At 47.4% G+C, this 18432-nt stretch carries 21 protein-coding genes; 6 read left to right on the top strand and 15 right to left on the bottom strand.

Translation table 11 applies throughout. The annotated features are described in order from the left end of the window. Positions 1–49: 49 nt before the first annotated feature. The 4 genes from KKF06_02790 to rpmH all read right to left on the bottom strand — a co-directional run bounded on the left by KKF06_02790 (position 50) and on the right by rpmH (position 1405). Entirely contained in the window at positions 50–685 is a 636-nt protein-coding gene (locus tag KKF06_02790; protein ID MBU1616697.1) for a YidC/Oxa1 family membrane protein insertase, read from the bottom strand. A gap of 66 nt (positions 686–751) precedes the next feature. Next, positions 752–961, bottom strand: a complete 210-nt coding sequence (yidD, locus tag KKF06_02785; protein MBU1616696.1) for a membrane protein insertion efficiency factor YidD — start codon at positions 959–961, stop codon at positions 752–754. Beyond that, complete coding sequence (rnpA, locus tag KKF06_02780; GenBank protein MBU1616695.1) at positions 958–1278, bottom strand: ribonuclease P protein component; 321 nt, start codon at positions 1276–1278, stop codon at positions 958–960. Before rnpA ends, yidD begins: the two co-directional genes overlap by 4 nt. Then, complete coding sequence (rpmH, locus tag KKF06_02775) at positions 1268–1405, bottom strand: 50S ribosomal protein L34 (protein MBU1616694.1); 138 nt, start codon at positions 1403–1405, stop codon at positions 1268–1270. The genes rnpA and rpmH overlap by 11 nt, the downstream gene beginning before the upstream one ends. Positions 1406–1519: 114 nt before the next feature. Between rpmH and dnaA the strand changes: the two genes are divergently transcribed. The 5 genes from dnaA to gyrA all read left to right on the top strand — a co-directional run bounded on the left by dnaA (position 1520) and on the right by gyrA (position 9027). Then, positions 1520–2893: a chromosomal replication initiator protein DnaA gene (gene dnaA / locus KKF06_02770; GenBank protein ID MBU1616693.1), complete on the top strand. Its 1374-nt coding sequence runs from the start codon at positions 1520–1522 to the stop codon at positions 2891–2893. 195 nt (positions 2894–3088) lie between these two features. Continuing rightward, complete coding sequence (gene dnaN, locus KKF06_02765) at positions 3089–4225, top strand: DNA polymerase III subunit beta (GenBank protein MBU1616692.1); 1137 nt, start codon at positions 3089–3091, stop codon at positions 4223–4225. Beyond that, positions 4225–4524: a DUF721 domain-containing protein gene (locus tag KKF06_02760; protein MBU1616691.1), complete on the top strand. Its 300-nt coding sequence runs from the start codon at positions 4225–4227 to the stop codon at positions 4522–4524. The genes dnaN and KKF06_02760 overlap by 1 nt, the downstream gene beginning before the upstream one ends. Then, positions 4511–6466, top strand: coding sequence for a DNA topoisomerase (ATP-hydrolyzing) subunit B (gene gyrB, locus KKF06_02755; protein ID MBU1616690.1), 1956 nt, complete (start codon positions 4511–4513; stop codon positions 6464–6466). Before KKF06_02760 ends, gyrB begins: the two co-directional genes overlap by 14 nt. After that, complete coding sequence (gene gyrA, locus KKF06_02750; GenBank protein ID MBU1616689.1) at positions 6466–9027, top strand: DNA gyrase subunit A; 2562 nt, start codon at positions 6466–6468, stop codon at positions 9025–9027. The genes gyrB and gyrA overlap by 1 nt, the downstream gene beginning before the upstream one ends. On the opposite strand, the gene KKF06_02745 is transcribed toward gyrA, so the two are convergent. From KKF06_02745 to gcvT, 5 genes are read right to left on the bottom strand one after another with little or no spacing between them, the layout of a single operon-like run. After that, entirely contained in the window at positions 9028–9471 is a 444-nt protein-coding gene (locus tag KKF06_02745) for a thioredoxin family protein (GenBank protein ID MBU1616688.1), read from the bottom strand. Between the two features lie 45 nt (positions 9472–9516). Further along, on the bottom strand, positions 9517–10716 hold the full coding sequence (gene gcvPA / locus KKF06_02740; protein MBU1616687.1) for an aminomethyl-transferring glycine dehydrogenase subunit GcvPA: 1200 nt from the start codon (positions 10714–10716) through the stop codon (positions 9517–9519). After that, on the bottom strand, positions 10713–11090 hold the full coding sequence (gene gcvH / locus KKF06_02735) for a glycine cleavage system protein GcvH (protein MBU1616686.1): 378 nt from the start codon (positions 11088–11090) through the stop codon (positions 10713–10715). The genes gcvPA and gcvH overlap by 4 nt, the downstream gene beginning before the upstream one ends. Then, positions 11090–11380 (bottom strand): hypothetical protein, encoded by a 291-nt coding sequence (locus KKF06_02730; protein ID MBU1616685.1) that lies wholly within the window; start codon positions 11378–11380, stop codon positions 11090–11092. The genes gcvH and KKF06_02730 overlap by 1 nt, the downstream gene beginning before the upstream one ends. Positions 11381–11384: 4 nt before the next feature. Next, positions 11385–12449 (bottom strand): glycine cleavage system aminomethyltransferase GcvT, encoded by a 1065-nt coding sequence (gcvT, locus tag KKF06_02725; protein ID MBU1616684.1) that lies wholly within the window; start codon positions 12447–12449, stop codon positions 11385–11387. A 39-nt stretch (positions 12450–12488) separates the two neighbouring features. Between gcvT and KKF06_02720 the strand changes: the two genes are divergently transcribed. Further along, entirely contained in the window at positions 12489–13679 is a 1191-nt protein-coding gene (locus tag KKF06_02720; GenBank protein ID MBU1616683.1) for a hypothetical protein, read from the top strand. Here the strand turns inward: KKF06_02720 and KKF06_02715 are convergent. The 6 genes from KKF06_02715 to KKF06_02690 all read right to left on the bottom strand — a co-directional run. Then, a complete protein-coding gene (locus tag KKF06_02715; protein ID MBU1616682.1) occupies positions 13676–14737 on the bottom strand; it encodes a histidinol-phosphate transaminase in 1062 nt (353 codons plus the stop codon). The two genes, KKF06_02720 and KKF06_02715, sit on opposite strands and share 4 nt — an antisense overlap. Next, on the bottom strand, positions 14737–15465 hold the full coding sequence (locus KKF06_02710) for a hypothetical protein (protein MBU1616681.1): 729 nt from the start codon (positions 15463–15465) through the stop codon (positions 14737–14739). Before KKF06_02710 ends, KKF06_02715 begins: the two co-directional genes overlap by 1 nt. 11 nt (positions 15466–15476) lie before the next feature. After that, positions 15477–16661, bottom strand: a complete 1185-nt coding sequence (locus KKF06_02705) for a glycosyltransferase (GenBank protein ID MBU1616680.1) — start codon at positions 16659–16661, stop codon at positions 15477–15479. Positions 16662–16832: 171 nt separating this feature from the next. Next, entirely contained in the window at positions 16833–17468 is a 636-nt protein-coding gene (locus tag KKF06_02700) for a DUF3800 domain-containing protein (protein ID MBU1616679.1), read from the bottom strand. Between the two features lie 39 nt (positions 17469–17507). Beyond that, positions 17508–17963 (bottom strand): hypothetical protein, encoded by a 456-nt coding sequence (locus KKF06_02695; GenBank protein ID MBU1616678.1) that lies wholly within the window; start codon positions 17961–17963, stop codon positions 17508–17510. Then, the coding region (locus KKF06_02690) for a methyltransferase (GenBank protein ID MBU1616677.1) at positions 17960–18432 on the bottom strand (473 nt) is incomplete at its 5' end. The genes KKF06_02695 and KKF06_02690, both read right to left, overlap by 4 nt.

Genomic DNA, 18432 nt, shown 5'->3' with positions numbered 1-18432 from the left:
GCTTCGTCCTCTGCTAATTATAGCTATCCTCGGCCTTCTTTTCAGGTTATTAACCCTTCCTATTAGCCCTGTTAATAATATATGTTTGCTGCCCCCACCCGACAAGATTCGAAACAACCCAGTATATTTGCAGGCCAGCTGAAAATGAAATGCTGATAAAGGCAATAAATATTGGCATCATCCAGGTCATTATTTGCATTTGACCGCCACTCCCCGCATTTGGCATCGATTTCTGCATTAAATATGTTGATATTGCAATCAAAACAACCATAATAAATGTTGGGTCAGGCTTCGCTATGTTATTTATCCATAAGAAACTATTACTATTCCCTATCAATGCCAGAAACTCCTTACTTTGTAAAGCAAAGAATAACGCCAGAAAAACAGGTATCTTCAATAACATTGGCAAACAACCCCCCAGCGGGTTAACTTTTTCAATCTTGTAGAGATCCATCATCTCCTTCTGCAATTGTTGCGGATTTTCCTTGTGTTTTTCCTGAATATTCTTCATCATTGGCTGGATTCTTTGCATAGCAGCCATTTGCTGGATTGAAGAGACCGTTAGCGGGTATAATGCAATATTAACCGCAACTGTAAGCCAAATAATTGCCAGGCCGTAATTGTGTCCTCCTATGGCGTAAAAAAACTTAACCACTTCAAGCATAATGTTAACTAAATAATCCATTACTTCTCCTTTTGCCTCTCAGGGCAATTTAACTGTGAAAATGTTTCACGTGAAACATTTCATTTCCTATGGAACCGGGTCGTACCCTCCGGCAAACAACTGATTACATCTTGAAATACGTTTAATTCCTAGCCATATACCAGTAAATAGGCCATATTTAACAATTGCTTCTTCAGCATAAAGAGAACAACTTGGGTAATATCGGCAACAATTCCTTGGATATATGACCTTTGATCTTTGATAAACCCTTATTAAAAATAGCAATAGTTGCTTCATTTGCTCAGTTTTTCGAAAATCCGTACAATCTGTTCTCTGTATTTTTTAATCTCAGCTTCATTTGGCCTCGCAATAAACACCATGTCGTATTTTTCCCCTATATTAAAGGTATTTTGATAGGACATGGCGATTTTTCGTCGTATTCTGTTCCTTTTAACCGCATTCCCAACCTTTTTTGAGCAAACAACTGCGACCCTATTAAGGCCCAAGAAGTTTTTTCTTGCGACAAGTGTGAATAGTGGGGTATTAATGCGCAATTCTTGTTTTTCGAGGACCCTTTTAACTTCTTTTGAAAGCCGCGCCTTTTTAGGGAGCAAGCCGCTTTCTTCCTTTTTTACGACGATTCGCGATCACTCGTCTGCCCCCCTTGGTTTTCATTTTTGAACGAAAACCATGGGTCGTTTTTTTGCTTTTTACGTGTGGCTGATACTCTCTCTTTGTCATATTTATCCCTCTTTCGTTATTATACTCGATTTTTGATTTTACTGTCAACCTGTTTTTTCGTCGATAAGTCTTGAATATTTCTTTTCTTCTTGTTATACTCGTTAACTACACTTTATGGCTGATTTTGATATCAATCTTATCTGGAATCAAATCCTGGCTTCATTGGAGAAGAGCCTCAATAAGCCGATTTATGAGACGCTGATAACTTCTTCCAAGCCGGTCTCCGTTAATAACGGCAATCTTGAGATCGCCGTCCCCGGAGACGTTATTAAAAATTGGCTTTCCAAACATTGCGTCACATTGCTTGAACAAGAAGCGCGGTCCGTAAATACGATCATCAAAAGCGTTAGTTTTGTCGTCGGCAGTGAAGATCTATTTACCACGCCGTTGGTTGAAACCCAGCTGCTGGTAGATGTCGCGCCTAAAAAGATCGCTCGTCCGGCCAATCCATATTTAAACTCGCGATACACTTTTGAAACCTTTGTTATCGGCCAAGGCAATCGCTTTGCCCATGCGGCTGCGCTGGCGGTCGCCGAAAGTCCGGCGACCGCATATAATCCGTTTTTTCTTTATGGCGGGGTAGGGTTAGGCAAAACTCATTTGATGCAAGCGATCGGCCATCGCGTTGAATCTCGCAATCATAAGGCAAAGGTTTTGTATATCACCTCTGAAATGTTCACCAATGAACTTATCAATTCCATCCGTGATGATAAAACGGTCCAGTTCCGCAATAAATACCGCTCGATCGATGTTCTCCTGGTTGACGACGTCCAGTTCATTGCCGGGAAAGAAAGGACCCAGGAAGAATTCTTTCATACTTTTAACGCTCTTTATGAGGCCAATAAGCAAATCGTTGTCAGTTCCGATCGGCCCCCAAAAGAGATCCCCACCCTGGAAGAGAGGCTCCGCTCCCGTTTTGAATGGGGATTGACCGCAGATGTTCAGGCCCCGGATTTTGAAACAAGGGTCGCGATCCTCAAAAAGAAGGCCGAGTTAAGCGGGATTAACATTTCTGATGACATCCTTTCGTTGATCGCTAGCAAGATCATTTCCAATATCCGAAAACTGGAAGGGGCTTTGATCAGGATAGTTGCCTTTGCCTCGCTGAACAGCGTGGAAATAACCATTCCGCTGGTCGACCAGGTCTTGCGCGATATCCTCAACTCACAAAAAGAGGACCAAAACATCTCGATCGATCTGATCAAAAAGATCACTGCCGAATATTTCGGGATAAAGACCGAAGATATAGACGCTAAAGACCGGACAAAGAAGGTGGCAACCGCCCGACAGATCGCCATGTTTGTGACCCGTGAAATGACCAACGCCTCGCTCCCCAAGATAGGAGAGGGGTTTGGCGGCCGCGATCATACCACCGTTCTCCACGCGGTTTCAAAAATCAAAGCCGATCTTAAAGGAAATGTTGAGTTCAGCGATGCGGTAAAACAGATCAGAAATACCATTAAGAAATTCACACCTAAGTCTGTGTAAAAGTCTGTGCAAAACTATTTGTAAAAATAGTTGTACACATATTTTTGTTAGGGTTGTTGAAATCGTTTGATAATTTTTAGCACTTTTTAAGCTATTAACTTGTTTATCAACATTTCTACAAACTCTTTTACTACTATTCTTAAATATACTATAATACTAAGGCCATTGGACAAGTTGATAAAGAGGAGGAATGTTATGGAATTTACCTGCGAAAAGAAAGAGCTGCAAAGCGGGGTATCAACGGTCGAAAAGATTGTTGCCACCAGAAGTACTTTGCCAATTATTGGAAATATTCTTTTTGAATTGAACAAAACCGGGATAAAGCTGTCAGCAAATAATCTGGAAATGGGGATCGAACTGTTTATCAAGGCAAATGTTTTGAAAGAAGGGTCCTTTCTATTGCCGGCAAAAACATTAAGCGGGATAGTTTCTAAGTTGCCGGATACAAATATAAAATTTAAGGTCGGAGAGAATAAAACCGTTAAAATTAGCTATGAAGACTCACATTTTACCCTTCATTCATTACCATCTGACGAATTTCCGTCACTTCCAACCGTTAAAGATGGAAAATCGATCACTGTTGATGCAAAAGTTTTTGCCTCAATGATCAAACATACAATATTTTCAGTTTCCAACAGTGAAGATAAATATGTGTTAACCGGAATATTGATCGAATTCGGCAAGAGCGGTATAAGCGGTGATAATTCAAATATGAGGCTGGTTGCCACGGATGGCTATAGATTAGCGAAAAGAGGGGAAAAGGTTAATGGCGGGGGGGATGGGGTCAGTATAATCGTTCCTGCGAGAGCGATGAGTGAATTAATAAAGATACTTGATCTTAAAAATTGTGAAACGGTCAAAATAAACGTCTCAAATGATCAGGTTAGCTTCAATTGCGGGGATGTTTACCTGGTTTCAAGGGTGATCCAGGGTAAATTTCCAGATTATAAACAGGTTGTGCCGAAAAAAAGCTCAACTAGGGTTAAGATAAACAGGAAAGAACTTCTTAGCGCGGCGGAGAGAGGAGCAGTTATTGCATCGGGATCAGCAAATGTTACAATGTTTGAGATCAAAGAAGGGAAGCTGCATTTATCTGCTCATACTCCGGATGTTGGCAGTTTTGATGAAGGATTGGCGGCTGAGATAGAAGGAAGCGATAAGGTCAGGGTATCGTTTAATGTCAGGCTGATCTCCGATGTTCTGGAATCACTGGCTTCCGAAAGCGTAATAGTGGAATTTTCCGAAGGATTGAGCCCTGGAGTGATCAAGCCGGGGGACCAAACAGATTATTTATACATTGTGATGCCGATCAGGACCCAAGAGGCGGCTTAATGGCCGAACAACTCGGGAAGATCTTTCAAAATGGCGATTTTGCCTGGGTTATTAAAAGCTGCAGTCTTTTAGGTATTTGGGAAAAAATTATTGATGAGCGGGCGCGCAAACACACAGAACCTGTTTGCATTAGGAATCGCGTCCTGCATGTTTCTACAACAACGTCGACCTGGGCCTATGAGCTCTCATTTTTAAAATCGCAGATCATCGCTAAATTCAACGAATCTGCCGGCGAAGAGGCGATACTGGACATAAGATTTAAATCGTCAGGAGGTTTGACTGTAAATGACAAAGGATAAAGCCAAATATGACGCGTCAAATATAAAAATCCTGGGCGGGATCGAAGCGGTCAGAATGCGTCCCGGGATGTATATCGGCTCAACCGGGAAAGCGGGCTTGCACCACCTGGTTTACGAAGTGGTTGACAACAGCATCGACGAAGCGATGGGGGGCTACTGCGACAAAGTATCGGTGACGATCCATGAAGACAATTCGGTCACCATCTCGGATAATGGCCGGGGAATTCCTTTTGATATCCACCCGGAAACGAAGCGCCCGGCCGCCGAAGTTGCCCTGACCACGCTTCATGCCGGCGGTAAATTTGGCGACGCAGCTTATAAGGTTTCGGGCGGTTTGCATGGCGTCGGTGTGTCGGTTGTGAACGCCCTGTCAGAGTGGATGGAAGTCGAGATCCATAAAGACGAAAAAGTATACACGCAAACATTTAAGATCGGCGTCCCGGGAAAAGAAAAGATCGTTGCGGAAAAAGGGCAGGAAAAGACAGGGACTACCGTTTCTTTTAAACCGGACAAGGATATATTTGAAGAAGTAGTTTATGACTATGACACCATCAAGCATCGCATGCAGGAGATCGCCTTTTTAACCAAGGGAGTCGAGATCAAGCTGATAGACGAAAGAGATAAGCACGAAGAAACATTTAAGTATGATGGAGGAATCGTTGAGTTTGTTTCGTTCTTGAATAATAAAAAAGAGGTTGTTTACGCGCCGCCACTGTTCTTTACCGCAGACAAGGACAAGATATTTGTTGAAATATCAATGCAGCATTGCAAGGAATATTATGACGAGAACATTTGTTCGTTTGTCAATTGTATCAGGACCAGGGAGGGGGGGACCCACGTTGTCGGATTTAAATCCGCCTTGACCAAGGCCATTAATAACTATGCCAAAAAGAACAATATATTAAAGGAGAATGAAATACTTTCGGGAGAAGACGTCAGGGAAGGCTTGACCGCGGTGATCAGCCTGAGAATTCACGCTCCGCAATTTGAGGGACAGACAAAAACGAAACTGGGGAACAGCGAGGTCAAAGGAATCGTCGATTCGATCGTCAATGACGGGCTAAGTTTATATCTTGATAAAAATCCGGCGATCGCCAAGGCGATGATCGAAAAGTCATTGGTTGCCATGAGGGTCAGGGCCGCTGCCCGGAAGGCGCAGGAGCTGGAAAGAAAGAAGTCGGCGCTGGACACCGCGACCCTCCCGGGAAAACTGGCCGATTGTTCAGACTCGGACCCGGCAAAATGCGAGATCTTTATTGTTGAGGGGGACAGCGCTGGAGGCAGTGCCAAGCAGGGCCGGGACCGGCGCTTTCAGGCGATCCTGCCGCTCAAGGGAAAGATCCTGAACGTTGAGAAAGCCAGGCTCGATAAAATATTGGCCAACAACGAGATCAGGACATTGATCACCGCGATCGGGCCGGGGGCGGTAACCGCGCTAAAGGGAGACGGGAATTCCGACAGCGAGAGCGAAATAACCGCCGAAGAGCTGATGAAACGGCTAAGATACCATAAGATCATCCTTCTTTGCGACGCCGATGTCGACGGAGCCCACATTAGAACCTTGATCATGACCTTCTTTTTTAGGTACGCCAAGGAGATAATTGAATACGGCGCACTATATATTGCCCAGCCTCCGCTATACCTGTTGAAAAAAGGGAAGAGCCAGCATTGGCTCTTTTCGGAAAAGGAACTGGAGACAAAGCTCAAAGATATCGGCAAAGATGGGGTGACCATCCAGCGTTACAAAGGCTTGGGAGAAATGAACCCGGAACAGCTCTGGGACACAACCCTTAATCCTGAAACCAGGACCATGCTTCAGGTAACCATGGAAGAGGCGGAAGTGGCCGATGAAATATTTAAAGTCCTCATGGGGAGCGAAGTCGAACCGCGCCGTGAGTTTATCGAGAAAAACGCTAAATTAGTGAAGAGGTTAGACGTATGATGGCAAAAAAAGACGACCAGGAAAAACTATTTACCCCGAAGATCATAACTACCACGATCGAACATGAGATGAAAAGTTCTTATATCGACTATGCGATGTCGGTCATTGTTGGCCGGGCGCTGCCGGATGTTCGCGACGGGCTAAAGCCGGTCCACCGGAGGATCCTTTTTGCCATGGACGAGCTCGGGCTCCAGCCAGGCAAGGCTTATAAGAAATCCGCCAGGGTGGTCGGTGAGGTTTTGGGTAAATACCATCCGCACGGCGATACCGCGGTTTACGATTCAATGGTCAGAATGGCCCAGGAGTTTTCGCTCCGCTACCCCCTGGTTGACGGCCAGGGAAACTTTGGCAGCGTTGACGGAGACTCTCCAGCGGCGATGCGCTATACAGAAGCCAGGCTTAGCCATATCGCGGTTGAAATGCTGGCCGATATAGACAAAGAAACCGTCGAGCACGGTCCAAACTTTGACGAATCGCTTCAGGAGCCATTGGTTTTGCCATCCCGCATTCCCAACTTGCTGGTTAATGGCTCGTCCGGGATCGCGGTCGGCATGGCCACCAACATTCCGCCGCACAATTTATCGGAAGTTATCGATGGAATGTCGGTATTGATCGAGGAGCCGGAGACCCCCATCGAAGAGCTGATGAAAATTGTTAAAGGACCGGACTTCCCGACCGGGGGACAAATATGCGGTAAACAGGGGATCAAGGACGGCTTCATGACCGGCCGGGGGCATCTGACGCTTCGGGCGAAGTTTGATATCGAAAGAGTAAAGGCCGGCAAGGAAGCGATCATTGTGACCGAGATCCCGTATCAGGTCAACAAGGCAGAGATGATCGAACAGATCGCTGAGCAGGTCAAGGAAAAACGGATCAACGGGATCTCGGATTTGCGTGACGAATCCGACCGAGACGGTATGCGCATTTATATAGAATTAAAACGGGACGCGTCTCGAGATGTCGTACTGAACCAGCTCTTCAAGCACACTAATATGCAGACCACCTTTGGGATCAACCTGGTTGCCCTGGTCGGCGGAGCGCCGAAGACCTTGAACCTGAAGGAGATGATGCAGCATTACCTGACCCATCGGGAAGAGGTTGTCACAAAACGGACAAAATACGAACTGAAGAGAGCGGAGGAACAGGCCCATATTTTAGAAGGATTGATGGTAGCAGTATCAAACATTGATGCGGTTGTCGCCCTGATCAAAAAAGCCAAGAGCCCGGAAGACGCGCGCAACGCCTTAATGGAGAAGTTCAAGCTTTCCAAGATCCAGGCTCAGGCGATACTTGACTTAAGATTACAGCGCTTAACCCAACTGGAAAGATTAAAGATCGAAGAAGAGCTAAAGGCGCTGAAAAAACTGATCGGAGAATTAAAAGAGATCCTAGCCAGCCGCAAAAAACTTCTCGGCATAGTAAAAAAGGAATTGCTGCAGGTCAAAGAAAAGTTCGGTGATAAGCGCCGGACAGAAATAACCAGCGCTGTTGAAGATGTTGACATTGAACAACTGATCCCGGAAATGGAGGTTGTTGTTCTGATGACTCGTGACGGGTATGTTAAGAGAGTGCCGGTTACCGCCTTCAAAGCGCAGCTGCGCGGCGGGCGGGGTGTATCAGGAATGACCACGAGGGAAGAGGACGAGATCGAGAATGTCTTTACCGCTTCGACCCATGCCTTTGTTCTCTTCTTTACCAACAAAGGCCGAGTCTATAAATTAAAAGTCTATGATCTGCCGGAAGCCAGCCGGGCCGGAAAAGGGCAGGCGATCGCCAATGTCCTGCAGGTTGGCCCAGGCGAGCAGGTTACGGCCACCGTTCAGGTCGAATCATTTGAGGAAGAAGCCTCGTTCCTGATCATGTCGACCAAAAAAGGGATGATCAAGAAGGTTGGCCTGGAAGACTTTGCCAATGTCAGGCGGAGCGGGATCATTGCCATTAAGCTCCGGCCCGACGACGAGCTCGGCTGGGTGAAGAAAGGGGACGTTAAGCAGGAAATTATTCTTGGGACCGCAACCGGGATAATGATCAGGTTCAGCCAAAAAGATCTCCGACCTATGGGGCGTGCCGCTTCCGGCGTGAGAGGGATCAGGCTCAGCGGCAAGGACTATGTCGTTTCCATGGATATCATTAACGATGGAGGCGACCTCCTGGCGATCTCTAAGGCGGGCTTTGGAAAACGGATGAAGCTTGATGAGTTCTCCCCACAAAATCGCGGCGGGAAAGGTCACATCGCCATCAAGCTTCGTGACGGCGACGAAGTCTCCCAAATGAAGATCATTCATTCGAAGGACGAATTATTATTTGTAACCGCCAAAGGGACCATGAGCCGGCAAAAGGCCTCAGGCATCTCGGCTCAGGGGCGCTATGCCAAGGGAGTGCGGATCCAGAGGGTTGACGAAGGGGATTATGTCGTTGACATTGCCAGGGTGATCAGCGAAGAAGAGGCGGGAGAAGTGATCGAAAAGGCGGTAGAAGATGAAGAAAAACGAAAAGAAGAGATACGCCAAAAGATCAAAGAAGAACGAGACAAACTCCCGATCAAACGGAAGCGGAAGTAACTATTTAAGCGCCGCTTGAGAGGCCAGGGATTTGATCTTTGATTTCTCAAGATAACCTTCGTGTTTTAGGAAAAGACTGCCATTTGGCCTAAGGATAATAATTGTCGGGTGCTCTGTTACCCCGTAATAGACGGCCGCCTGAGGGTCTTCGGTCACGTTGATCGAACGAAATGTCGCAAGCTGTTTCCCTTCCTTGGCCAGTTCGCTGGAGACAAAAGCCGCCAGGTCGGATTCGCCTTCCCCTTTTTGGTATAAAGTTAAAACCTTGGGGAGTTTTCCGGTGGTTTCAGCTTCTTTAGAAATGGTTTTATCGGCGACAGCTGGTTGCCGGGCCAGCTGGATCGCCGGCTCCTTTTCAGTTTTTCCGGTATAAAGCAGGACAACAATGATCGCGGCAAAAACCAGAAAGGCGATTAAAATTAGTAATAGTTGATTTTTTTTCATATATTCCCCCCGTTACTTTCGCAAATTATAGCACCCCTGATTTATTTATGGAAGTTTGCCAACCAGAAGGTCCAGCTCTTTGCGCGAAGCAAGCCCCGAAAATGTTAGCAATCTGGCCGAACCGAGCTCCGGATAATAGGGGGCCAGAGCGAGCCCCACAGGCTGATCGGTTTTAACAACAAGCTCGTTGAAGGTTTGGGTGCCAGAAAAAAGAAGTCGCGAAGCAGGGATTGAGCGCCTGAAGTAGCCGGTGTTTTGCAGGGAAAGGGTGGCGGCTTTTTTCAGGCCATTTTTCCCGAGCAGAGAGAGGTAGATAGCCGAGGCGAGGGCGCAGAGGGCCTCGTTGCTGCAAATATTTGAGGTCGCCCTTTCTCTGCGAATATGCTGTTCTCTGGTAGAAAGGGTCAGGACAAAGCCGCGTTTTCCCTCCAGGTCGGTAGTTGCGCCAACAACCCGGCCGGGCATTTGACGGACAAAAGCTTTCCTGGTTGCGAAAATTCCCAACCCGGGTCCGCCAAAGTTCCTGGGGTTTCCTGCCTCTTGTCCCTCGGCAACAACGATGTCCGCCCCATATTCTCCGGGCCCTTTGAGCAAGCCAAGGGAGTGGGGACTGGCAGAAACAACAAAAAGCGCCCCAGCCGCATGGATCTTTTCAGCCAGGGAAGAAACCGGTTCCAGGCAGCCAAAGAAATTCGGCTGCTGCAAAATAAAACAAGCGCTCTGTTGCAACCGCTCGACCGGAAGGGTGACGCCGGCCTTTAGATCGTAAGGGATCTCGCGGAGGAAAAGGTCAGCGGCCCGGCAATAAGTTCTAAGAATTTCGCGATAAAAGGGGTTAGCCGCGGCCGAGACCGCGACCTCTTTGCGTCCGGTCAGCCGGACCGCCATAAAGGCCGCTTCCGCCAACGCGGTGGCGCCGTCATATAGAGAGGCATTCGCGACCTCCATGCCGGTTAGGGCGCAGACCAGGGACTGGTATTCGTATATCGCCTGCAACGTCCCCTGGCTCGCTTCCGCCTGATAGGGGGTGTAAGCGGTATAAAACTCCGCTCGGCCGATCAGGTGCTTGACCGCGCTGGGAATAAAATATTCATAAACCCCGCCTCCGGTGAATAAGGATCTATTGTTCCTCTCGGCCAGGCGGCGCAGTTCGTCGAGCAAGGCCGGCTCGCTTAGTGGCGGCGGCAGAGGGAGCGCATCTTTTAAACGAACGGACGCAGGGATATCTGAAAAGAGGTCGTTCACGACAAGGTTTTTTGGTAATCGGCCGCGGAAAGCAGGCTGTCCAAGGAGGCCGGATCGTTCGGTTTAACTTTTATGATCCATCCATCCGCATAAGGAGACTTATTGACCAGGGCTGGGTTCCCTTCCAATGCCGGGTTCGCCTCAACAACCGTTCCGGTGATCGGGGCAAAAAGGCTGGAAACTGACTTGACCGACTCAACAACGCCAAACTCCTTGCCGGCCACAAGTTCTTTACCAACCTGCGGGAGCTCGACATAGACAACGTCGCCGAGAGAGTCTTGCGCAAAATCGGTGATGCCAATTATAATATGGCCGCCATCCGCCTTGGCCCATTCGTGTTCTTTGGTATATTTTAAATTGTCAGGAAAATTCATTATCCCTGCTCCAGATCATTGGCCCGTTTTTTTGCGTATAAGAAAACCAACCCGCTGATAATTATCCTGATCAGGCTGTCGGAGTAGCGGTCGAGCAGCATTTTTTTCTGGTAATAAAGATCAAGGCCCTGGTCGTTTATCGTGTCGGGCATCATAGTCTGGTCGGTGGCTGGCGCTGGGGCCCGGTAGAACGAGCCAACAAAGGTGTTGGCCAGGTCAACTGTTCCCCAGAAAAGAATGAAAAGCGCGACAAACGAAAGCAAATAATAATACAATTTCTTTAGGTCCATTCAGTTATTTTACTCTCTTATAAAACGTTTTGTCAACAATCGTTGCCGGGTGCTTCACCCCGCGAATATCGACGAAAGCCTTATCGCCGGAGGAAAAGGAAGAGGGGGCAACGTAAGCCAGGGCGATCGGCCGAGAAAAAGTTGGGGAAAAGGTCCCACTGGTAACCTGGCCAACAGGCGCGTTAGACGATGAGGGATAAACGAGGGCCCCTTGTCGGGGGATGGCGCGGCCAGACAATTCTAATCCGACCAGCGTTTTTTTCGGGCCTTCTTCTTTCTCTTTCAGAAGCGCGTCCCGGCCGATAAAGGGCCCTTTATTAATTTTTACCGCCCAGGCATAGCCAGCTTCAACCGGTGTCGTTGCCTCATCGTATTCATGCCCGTAAAGCGGGAGACCGGATTCCAGCCTAAGGGTGTCTCGCGCTCCAAGCCCGCATGGAAAAAAACCAAGGGAAAGGAGCTTTTCCCAATAATCCGGGCAAAGTTCTTTTGGCAAAATAAGCTCAACCCCCTCTTCCCCGGTATAACCGGTCCTGGAAACGACCAAGGGGCCGGCCAGGAGGGTGTGATTCCTTTTTAGCGAAGATAAGCTTGTCCCAATCCCCTTTTCGGCAAGAGGAAGCGCCAATGGCCCCTGAAGAGAAAGGGCGGACAAATCCTTAAGGCGGGCCAATGCCACATTTTTGGGCTGATGCCCGGCCAGCCAGGAGACGACTTTGTCGGTGTTGCTGGCGTTGCAAATGATCAAATAATGTTCAGAGAAGCGATAAAGCAGGATGTCATCGACTGCCCCGCCATGTTCATTGCATAGGACAGAATACTGACATTGCCCGACAGCTAAAAGGGAGGGATCATTGGTCGTTAGCGACTGAAGGAAGGGGAGTGTCCCGGCCCCACTGAGCTTCAATAGCCCCATATGGCCGATATCAAACAGCCCGGCTTTTTCTCTGACCGTTTTATGTTCGTTGATTATCCCTGAATATGAAACCGGCATCTCCCAGCCGCCAAAAGGGACCATTTTCGCTCCTAACGAGAGATGATTATCGAATAAAACAGTTCTTTTCAGCATCTTTTTATTATATACCCTTTTTGAAATTATGTTAAGAAAATGACGATATATACAGAGATGAACATAGCCGGGACAAAAATATTAAAAGAGAAGGTCCAAAGGGGGATTTACCGCCACCACCTGCGCCTGCTTTTTCCCAGGATCAACAATGCCCAGTTAGATCGGGCGGAAACATTTCGAGAGGGGATCATTGGCAGAACCTCTGGTTATAGCCCCTGCCTGTTCAGTCACGAAAAGAAGGTGTTGTTGACCAGCATAAAGTGGGAGAATCGTTTATCAAAAGAAGCGTGGTTCTCGTTTGCTCCCAAAATGGCGATCCAAAGCCATAGCCGGAGAGCCATGTGGATAATTGCGTTAGACGGAAAGGTTATAGAATTTAAAGGAAAAACACCGCTCCAGTTTGATCTTGGCAAGCTCAACCCAAACTCAGGGGACCCGGAGGGGCTGTTATCGTTATCTGCCGCTCGGAATGAAGCGGTTGGCCTGCGATTGATCGGTGAAGTGGAATGCGGGGTAACGAATTTATTTGAGTATTCCAGCATGTATGATGGATATGCGCAGCTATTCCGGACCGTGACCAACGGCTCCCGTTATTTTCCCTGGTTAAGGATAGACTCACCTGTTCCCGTAACCGCGTTTTTGGCAGAGCTTGAAGCGGTTTCGACTGAACGCTTCTTGTACGAAAGCGGCGAACGATTGGGGCGGCAACTAAAGAAACTGCACGAAGCCGGATACACCCTTCATAACCCAATGAGGGTCGGGGTTGTTGCCGGGCAAACCTTTCGCAAGCCGATCTGGTACTCATCGCTGCATTCGGCCAATGTAGAGATCCATGGCCATTTGATAGACACAGAAGGGATGCGGACATTTGAAGAAGCAGAAGCCCTCTTTTGGCGCCGGGTGCATGAAGACCCAAAGGCGATAGAAAACATCAGGGAAAGGGCCATGTTTGAGTCGGGGGTGGTCCCTGTCCCATACTATTCAAGGCTCTGCGATTTTCAGCGTTTTCTTGGCGGGGCGGACCGGCTAGAAAAATCAATTGCCGGAGTCTTGGGGAAGGACCTCTTCATTGGTTTGTTTTCAGGCTTAATCAACGGGTATTATAGCGGGCGGGTATCAGGTGAGAAGCTCAAGCAAGCCGTTGCCGGGCTCTTAAAGAAGGAAAAAATTGGAAGAGTAGACCTGGGGACGACACATGGGATATTGTACCAGCTAGAGAAGGCGGCCTAAATAAGCCCTTCAAAAACCTTTATAAATTGTTTGTTCTGCTCTTTTGTTCCAACGGAGACCCTGATCGCGTCGGGAAGACCGAATGAGGTTAAAGGCCTTAAGCTAACCCCGCGCTCAAGGGCCGCCTGGCAAAAATTGTCAGCAGAGCGGCCAATGCGTACAAAGATAAAATTTGCTTCGCTCTTCAGGTATGACAATCGATATTTATCAAAGAGTGCGTAGAGATCCTTCTTCCCCTCAAGGTTGTTCTTATACGTCTTTTCCAGGAACGCCCTATCAGACAGGGCGGCTAATGCGGCTGATTGGGCCAGGCGATTGACATTAAAAGGGAGCTTGGCCTTAAACATAGGAGAGGCTAACAACGGATCGGCCAGGGCATAGCCGATTCGCAGCCCGGCTAGCCCGTAATACTTTGAAAAAGTCCTTAAAAAAACCACATTGGGGAAAGAGCCCAATAAATGCGTCGCGCCCGGGAAATCAACAGATTCGGCAAATTCCGCGTATGCTTCATCAACGACAACCAGTGTTTCTTTAGGGACACGGGCGAGAAAACGTTCTAATTCAGAACGTGAAATAAAGGTGCCGGTCGGATTGTGCGGGTTGGTCAAGAAAATAAATTTTGTCCCGGAGGTAATGACCCTCGCAATGGCCTCCAGGTCCTGATGGTAATGATCAAGAGGGACAAGAACCGGGTTCCCTTCAAAAAGGCGGACCACAAACTCATAAAGGCTAAAACTATTCTCACAGATAATAGCCTCTTCTCCCGGCCGCAGAAAAGTCGCGGCGAGAAGAAGCATGATCTCGTCAGACCCATTGCCGGCAATCACCGACTCCGGTGATATTTTAAACTTTTTAGCGATGGCTTCTCGCAGCAGGCCCGATCGCTGATCCGGATAAGCTTGAATGTGCCCTGTTTCTTTGGCTATCGCTTTTACAGCCAGCGGAGAGGGGCCAAAGGGGTTTTCATTGGAGGAAAGCTTGATCCCCTTGGGGCCGACGGGAGGTTTCCCGGGAACATAGTCCCTTAGCTTGCTGAGAGCTTCGCGGAGCTGCGCCATTAGATCGGATTAGCCCAGCTAAATCCGATCAAGACCGCTCGCTGGTCCTTGGCAGTAACTGAATCGAGCACATTAAGCCCGCTGACGTTCAGGCAGAAGATAGGAGAGAAATATATCCTGACCCCGGCATTGAGCTGGGAAAGGTTTTCCCCCAACATAAAGTCGCTTACTAAAATGAAAGTGTCCGCGGTTGGGAACTCAGCTCCCAGCACCCCAAAAGGGCGGAACTTGTAGTCCGGGAAATCGGCCATAAACCCAAAGGTCAGCTTTGGCCCTTGTTTGAAGTATTTGGTGGCGACCATATAAACATCAGTTTGCGTATAGGAAAAAAGGTTCTCCACCCCGAGCGCGACCTTGAGCGGGTAGGAGTCCTCATCGGCGGAAAGGGAGAGCTTCATGTTGACAAAGACCCCTTCGCGCAATTTGTTGTTGGCCTTGTCGTTCCCTCCGACTACTCCAAGCTCCAGGCCATGGAATGAGCCCATGTTCATGTAATAATATAAGACAGAATCAGCGGCATTCGAGGCCAGGGAGGTGGTCGTTGAGCCGTAGCTCATCCCAAGGTTGTAGTTTTTATAAGGGACAACGTCGGCCGCAGGGATCCTGACCAGGCCGGATGGGCCGTTGAAGGTCGAGGTTGGAAAGACATTGGGGAAGGCAAGCGCGACACCGCCGAAAAACGACAAAAGAAACAACAGGGAGACCAAGCGCATTAATTTATGCTTCATTGCTATCCTCCTCAAGAATTGCTGGAGTGGTCGATTAGGGAATTATAAAGAGTCTCAATGCTTTTTGCAACCGCCGGAGCGGCAAAACGATCTAACGCGTCCTCCAGGCCTGCGACCGACATTTTCCGACGTAAAACAGGGTCGGCAATAAGCCGGCGAACATGCTCCGCAAAGCGGGGGAGCGAACGCGGGACCAAATAGCCGTCGACCCCGGAACGGACCGAGCCGGTCAGGGCCCCGGCAAAAAGGGCGACGACCGGCAAACCGGAAGCCTTAGCCTCCGCAATGACCATCCCCTGGGTTTCCGTTGTTGAAGAAAAGAGAAAAATATCGCCGATGGAGTAATAAGCAAGGATCCCTGGGTAGGAGACATTGGTGATAAATATTACGCGCTTATTTCTTCGGTGCTGCCGGTGGAGCTCGGCATCAAGCGGGCCGTTGCCAACTATTGCCAAATAAACATTTTCATCTTTAATGTGTTCAAACGCTTTAAAAAGAAAAGGGATATTCTTTTCCTTGGAAACACGCCCGGCGTAGACCAGGACAATCGCATCATGGGGGATATGATGCTGAGACCGCAATGTTGCGCGAGCCTCTGGCAAGGACGCTGGAAGCTTGTCGATCTCAACCCCGGAGGGAATAATTTCGATCTGTTTTTTAACGCCTAAGCTTTTCAGGTAGCGCCGGGCCATTTCCGACGGCGCGATCACGGTATCGACGCCATTCGCATATTGCCTGATATAAGCGGTAATCCCAAGCTTGGCTGCGGCTTTAGGGACAAACCGGGCGTAATGTGTATAGCGGGTAAAAAAGGTATGGAAAGAGTAGACCAGAGGGATGTTATTTTTTCTGGCGATCAACCGAGCAAGAAGCCCAGCCTGAAAAGGGGAGTGGCTGTGAATGATGTCGACCTCCGGCATATTTCTGACGAAAGGGATTGCCAGGCGAAAGTTAGGGTAGCCTCCGGCAATCGAAGGGAAGCGGGTAATATCAGGATCGGTGTCAATGTGTCCGGGATAAGAAGGTGCAAAGATATATACCCGATGACCCAAGCGACGGAGGTTGGTTGCCAGGATCTCAGCCGAGTTGGTCACCCCGGAAATATAGGGCTTATAAGAGTCCATGAAAAAAGCGATGTTCATGGCGCAAAGGCAAATGAGAGCCGCCCAAAAAGCCCATAATAAAGCCAAAAACATGAAAGGCTAGCGTTCATTTGCAGGCCTTGTTGTAAATGGACTTGACAGAGCGAGGCCTGCAAGCCATAATGGTTGTGAGCGGTAAGACCGTTGCGGGTTGTCTGATGTGTTCCCATCCATCTGGTTGGCAAAAGCATCAGCATAAAAAACTCGCAGGGCGCGCTCATTTTTTTATAGATATTGTTCATTGAACCGCACCTTCTTCTTAAATAGATCATACCAGGAGAAATCCTTGCGCTCGTAAGAACGAAAAATTCCCCAGCTAAAGAGATCTGCCGCCTGGATTCCCTTATAAGCTGTTGAATCAGCGTGTCTAATGTTTAAAGGAACTTTGGGGTTAAGGCGCCCCCTTAATTGGGCTTCAATGTAGCGATTAAATTCTTTTATTTCGCGCTTTCCTTTGCACTTGTCCGCGATTAAGTTGACTTGAACAGCGGCTTTTTCAAAATGGATTTGATCTAAAACTTTTCGGGCGACATAATTATAAACGCGTTCTTTTTCGCGAGTAAGGCTCTCGTATACTCTTTTTTTATTTAGAGATAAAGAAAAAATGGCAAAAGGGATATTTTCTATAAGTTTATAAAAGTACTTTTTAATCTCAATAACAGAAGAAGATCCTTTTAATTCTAGAACCACGCGTTTCCCGTTCAATTTTCTGTCCAGCGTTTTTTTAACGGCATTGATTAGCTGACGGTTGTTGTCAACGCCTTGAATGGCTAATATCGCTATAGTAAAGTATTTCGAGGGCTTTTTGTTGACGAAATCAAAACCCAAATCGCCGCTTTCATCTAAATATAAATACCACATAGAATCCCCTTTCCCATCTTATATAAACGGATCGATAAATCAAGCAAGTGTTGCCATAAAAGTAGCCTTTGGCTTAAAGAAAAAACAAAAGGTTGAATCTAAGACTAGGTTGTATTTATTTGTTTTGGCAAGGGCTTGGCGATTGTTGTTAATTCCAGCAAGGGCATTGATTTTTATGGAAAGAGTCATTTCTTCGTGGGGAGGAAGATATGAAATATGGTTAGGATGGTAGCGGAAAACCTCCGTTGTTTCATAGGAAAAATAAGGGGGACAAGAAAGGAGAAGGCTTTTAAAGGAAATCCCCCTGCTGGCAAGGTTTGTTATGTTGAATCTTAGTTCCAGGCTAGTAATAGTTTTATTACAAGAACTAAAAGGGAACGAAGGGTTGCTAACGACAATATTCGGAAATTGGCCGCGAAAAGAATAAAATGCCCAGGCCCCGGCCATTATTGAACAAAGAAAAGCGACAAGCCTAAAAAAGAAAAACGTTGTCATTTCTCCCCCTCCACCACCTTGATCTCCTCCTCCGTCAGCCCGTATAGCTTATAGACCTCGGCGTCGATCTGTTTGTCTGTTTTGGCAATTTCTTCTTTAAGCTGGAGCCAATTATTGCTATTTTCAGGCGTGGCTTTAAGTTGTTTGTTGAGATTAATCATCTGTTTCGACAATAGAACCAGTTTATTGTGGGATTCCTTTTGGCCGACAATAGAAGGATTTATGGGTTTGATTGGCAATTGTGCAACTTGTCTTGTTTGTATTTCTGAAAACACTTTTTTTGTAGATTTTAAGAAAGTTGAATAATAATAATTTATTAGTTTTGAGTTGAAAAGAGCCAAATAATATTTTAAATCATTATTTGCCCCTTTTTTTAAGTTCATAACAATTAATGTGTTTAAAGCATAAAACTGATTATCATCAAAGGCGGCAATCAATCGATCGCCTACGCGCCGAAAGAACAATTTTT

This window comes from Candidatus Margulisiibacteriota bacterium, from assembly GCA_018822365.1.
Lineage (GTDB): Bacteria > Margulisbacteria > WOR-1 > O2-12-FULL-45-9 > XYB2-FULL-48-7 > XYB2-FULL-45-9.
The sequence above is the reverse complement of the archived record's forward strand: the minus strand, read 5'-3'. Positions and strand labels throughout refer to the sequence as shown.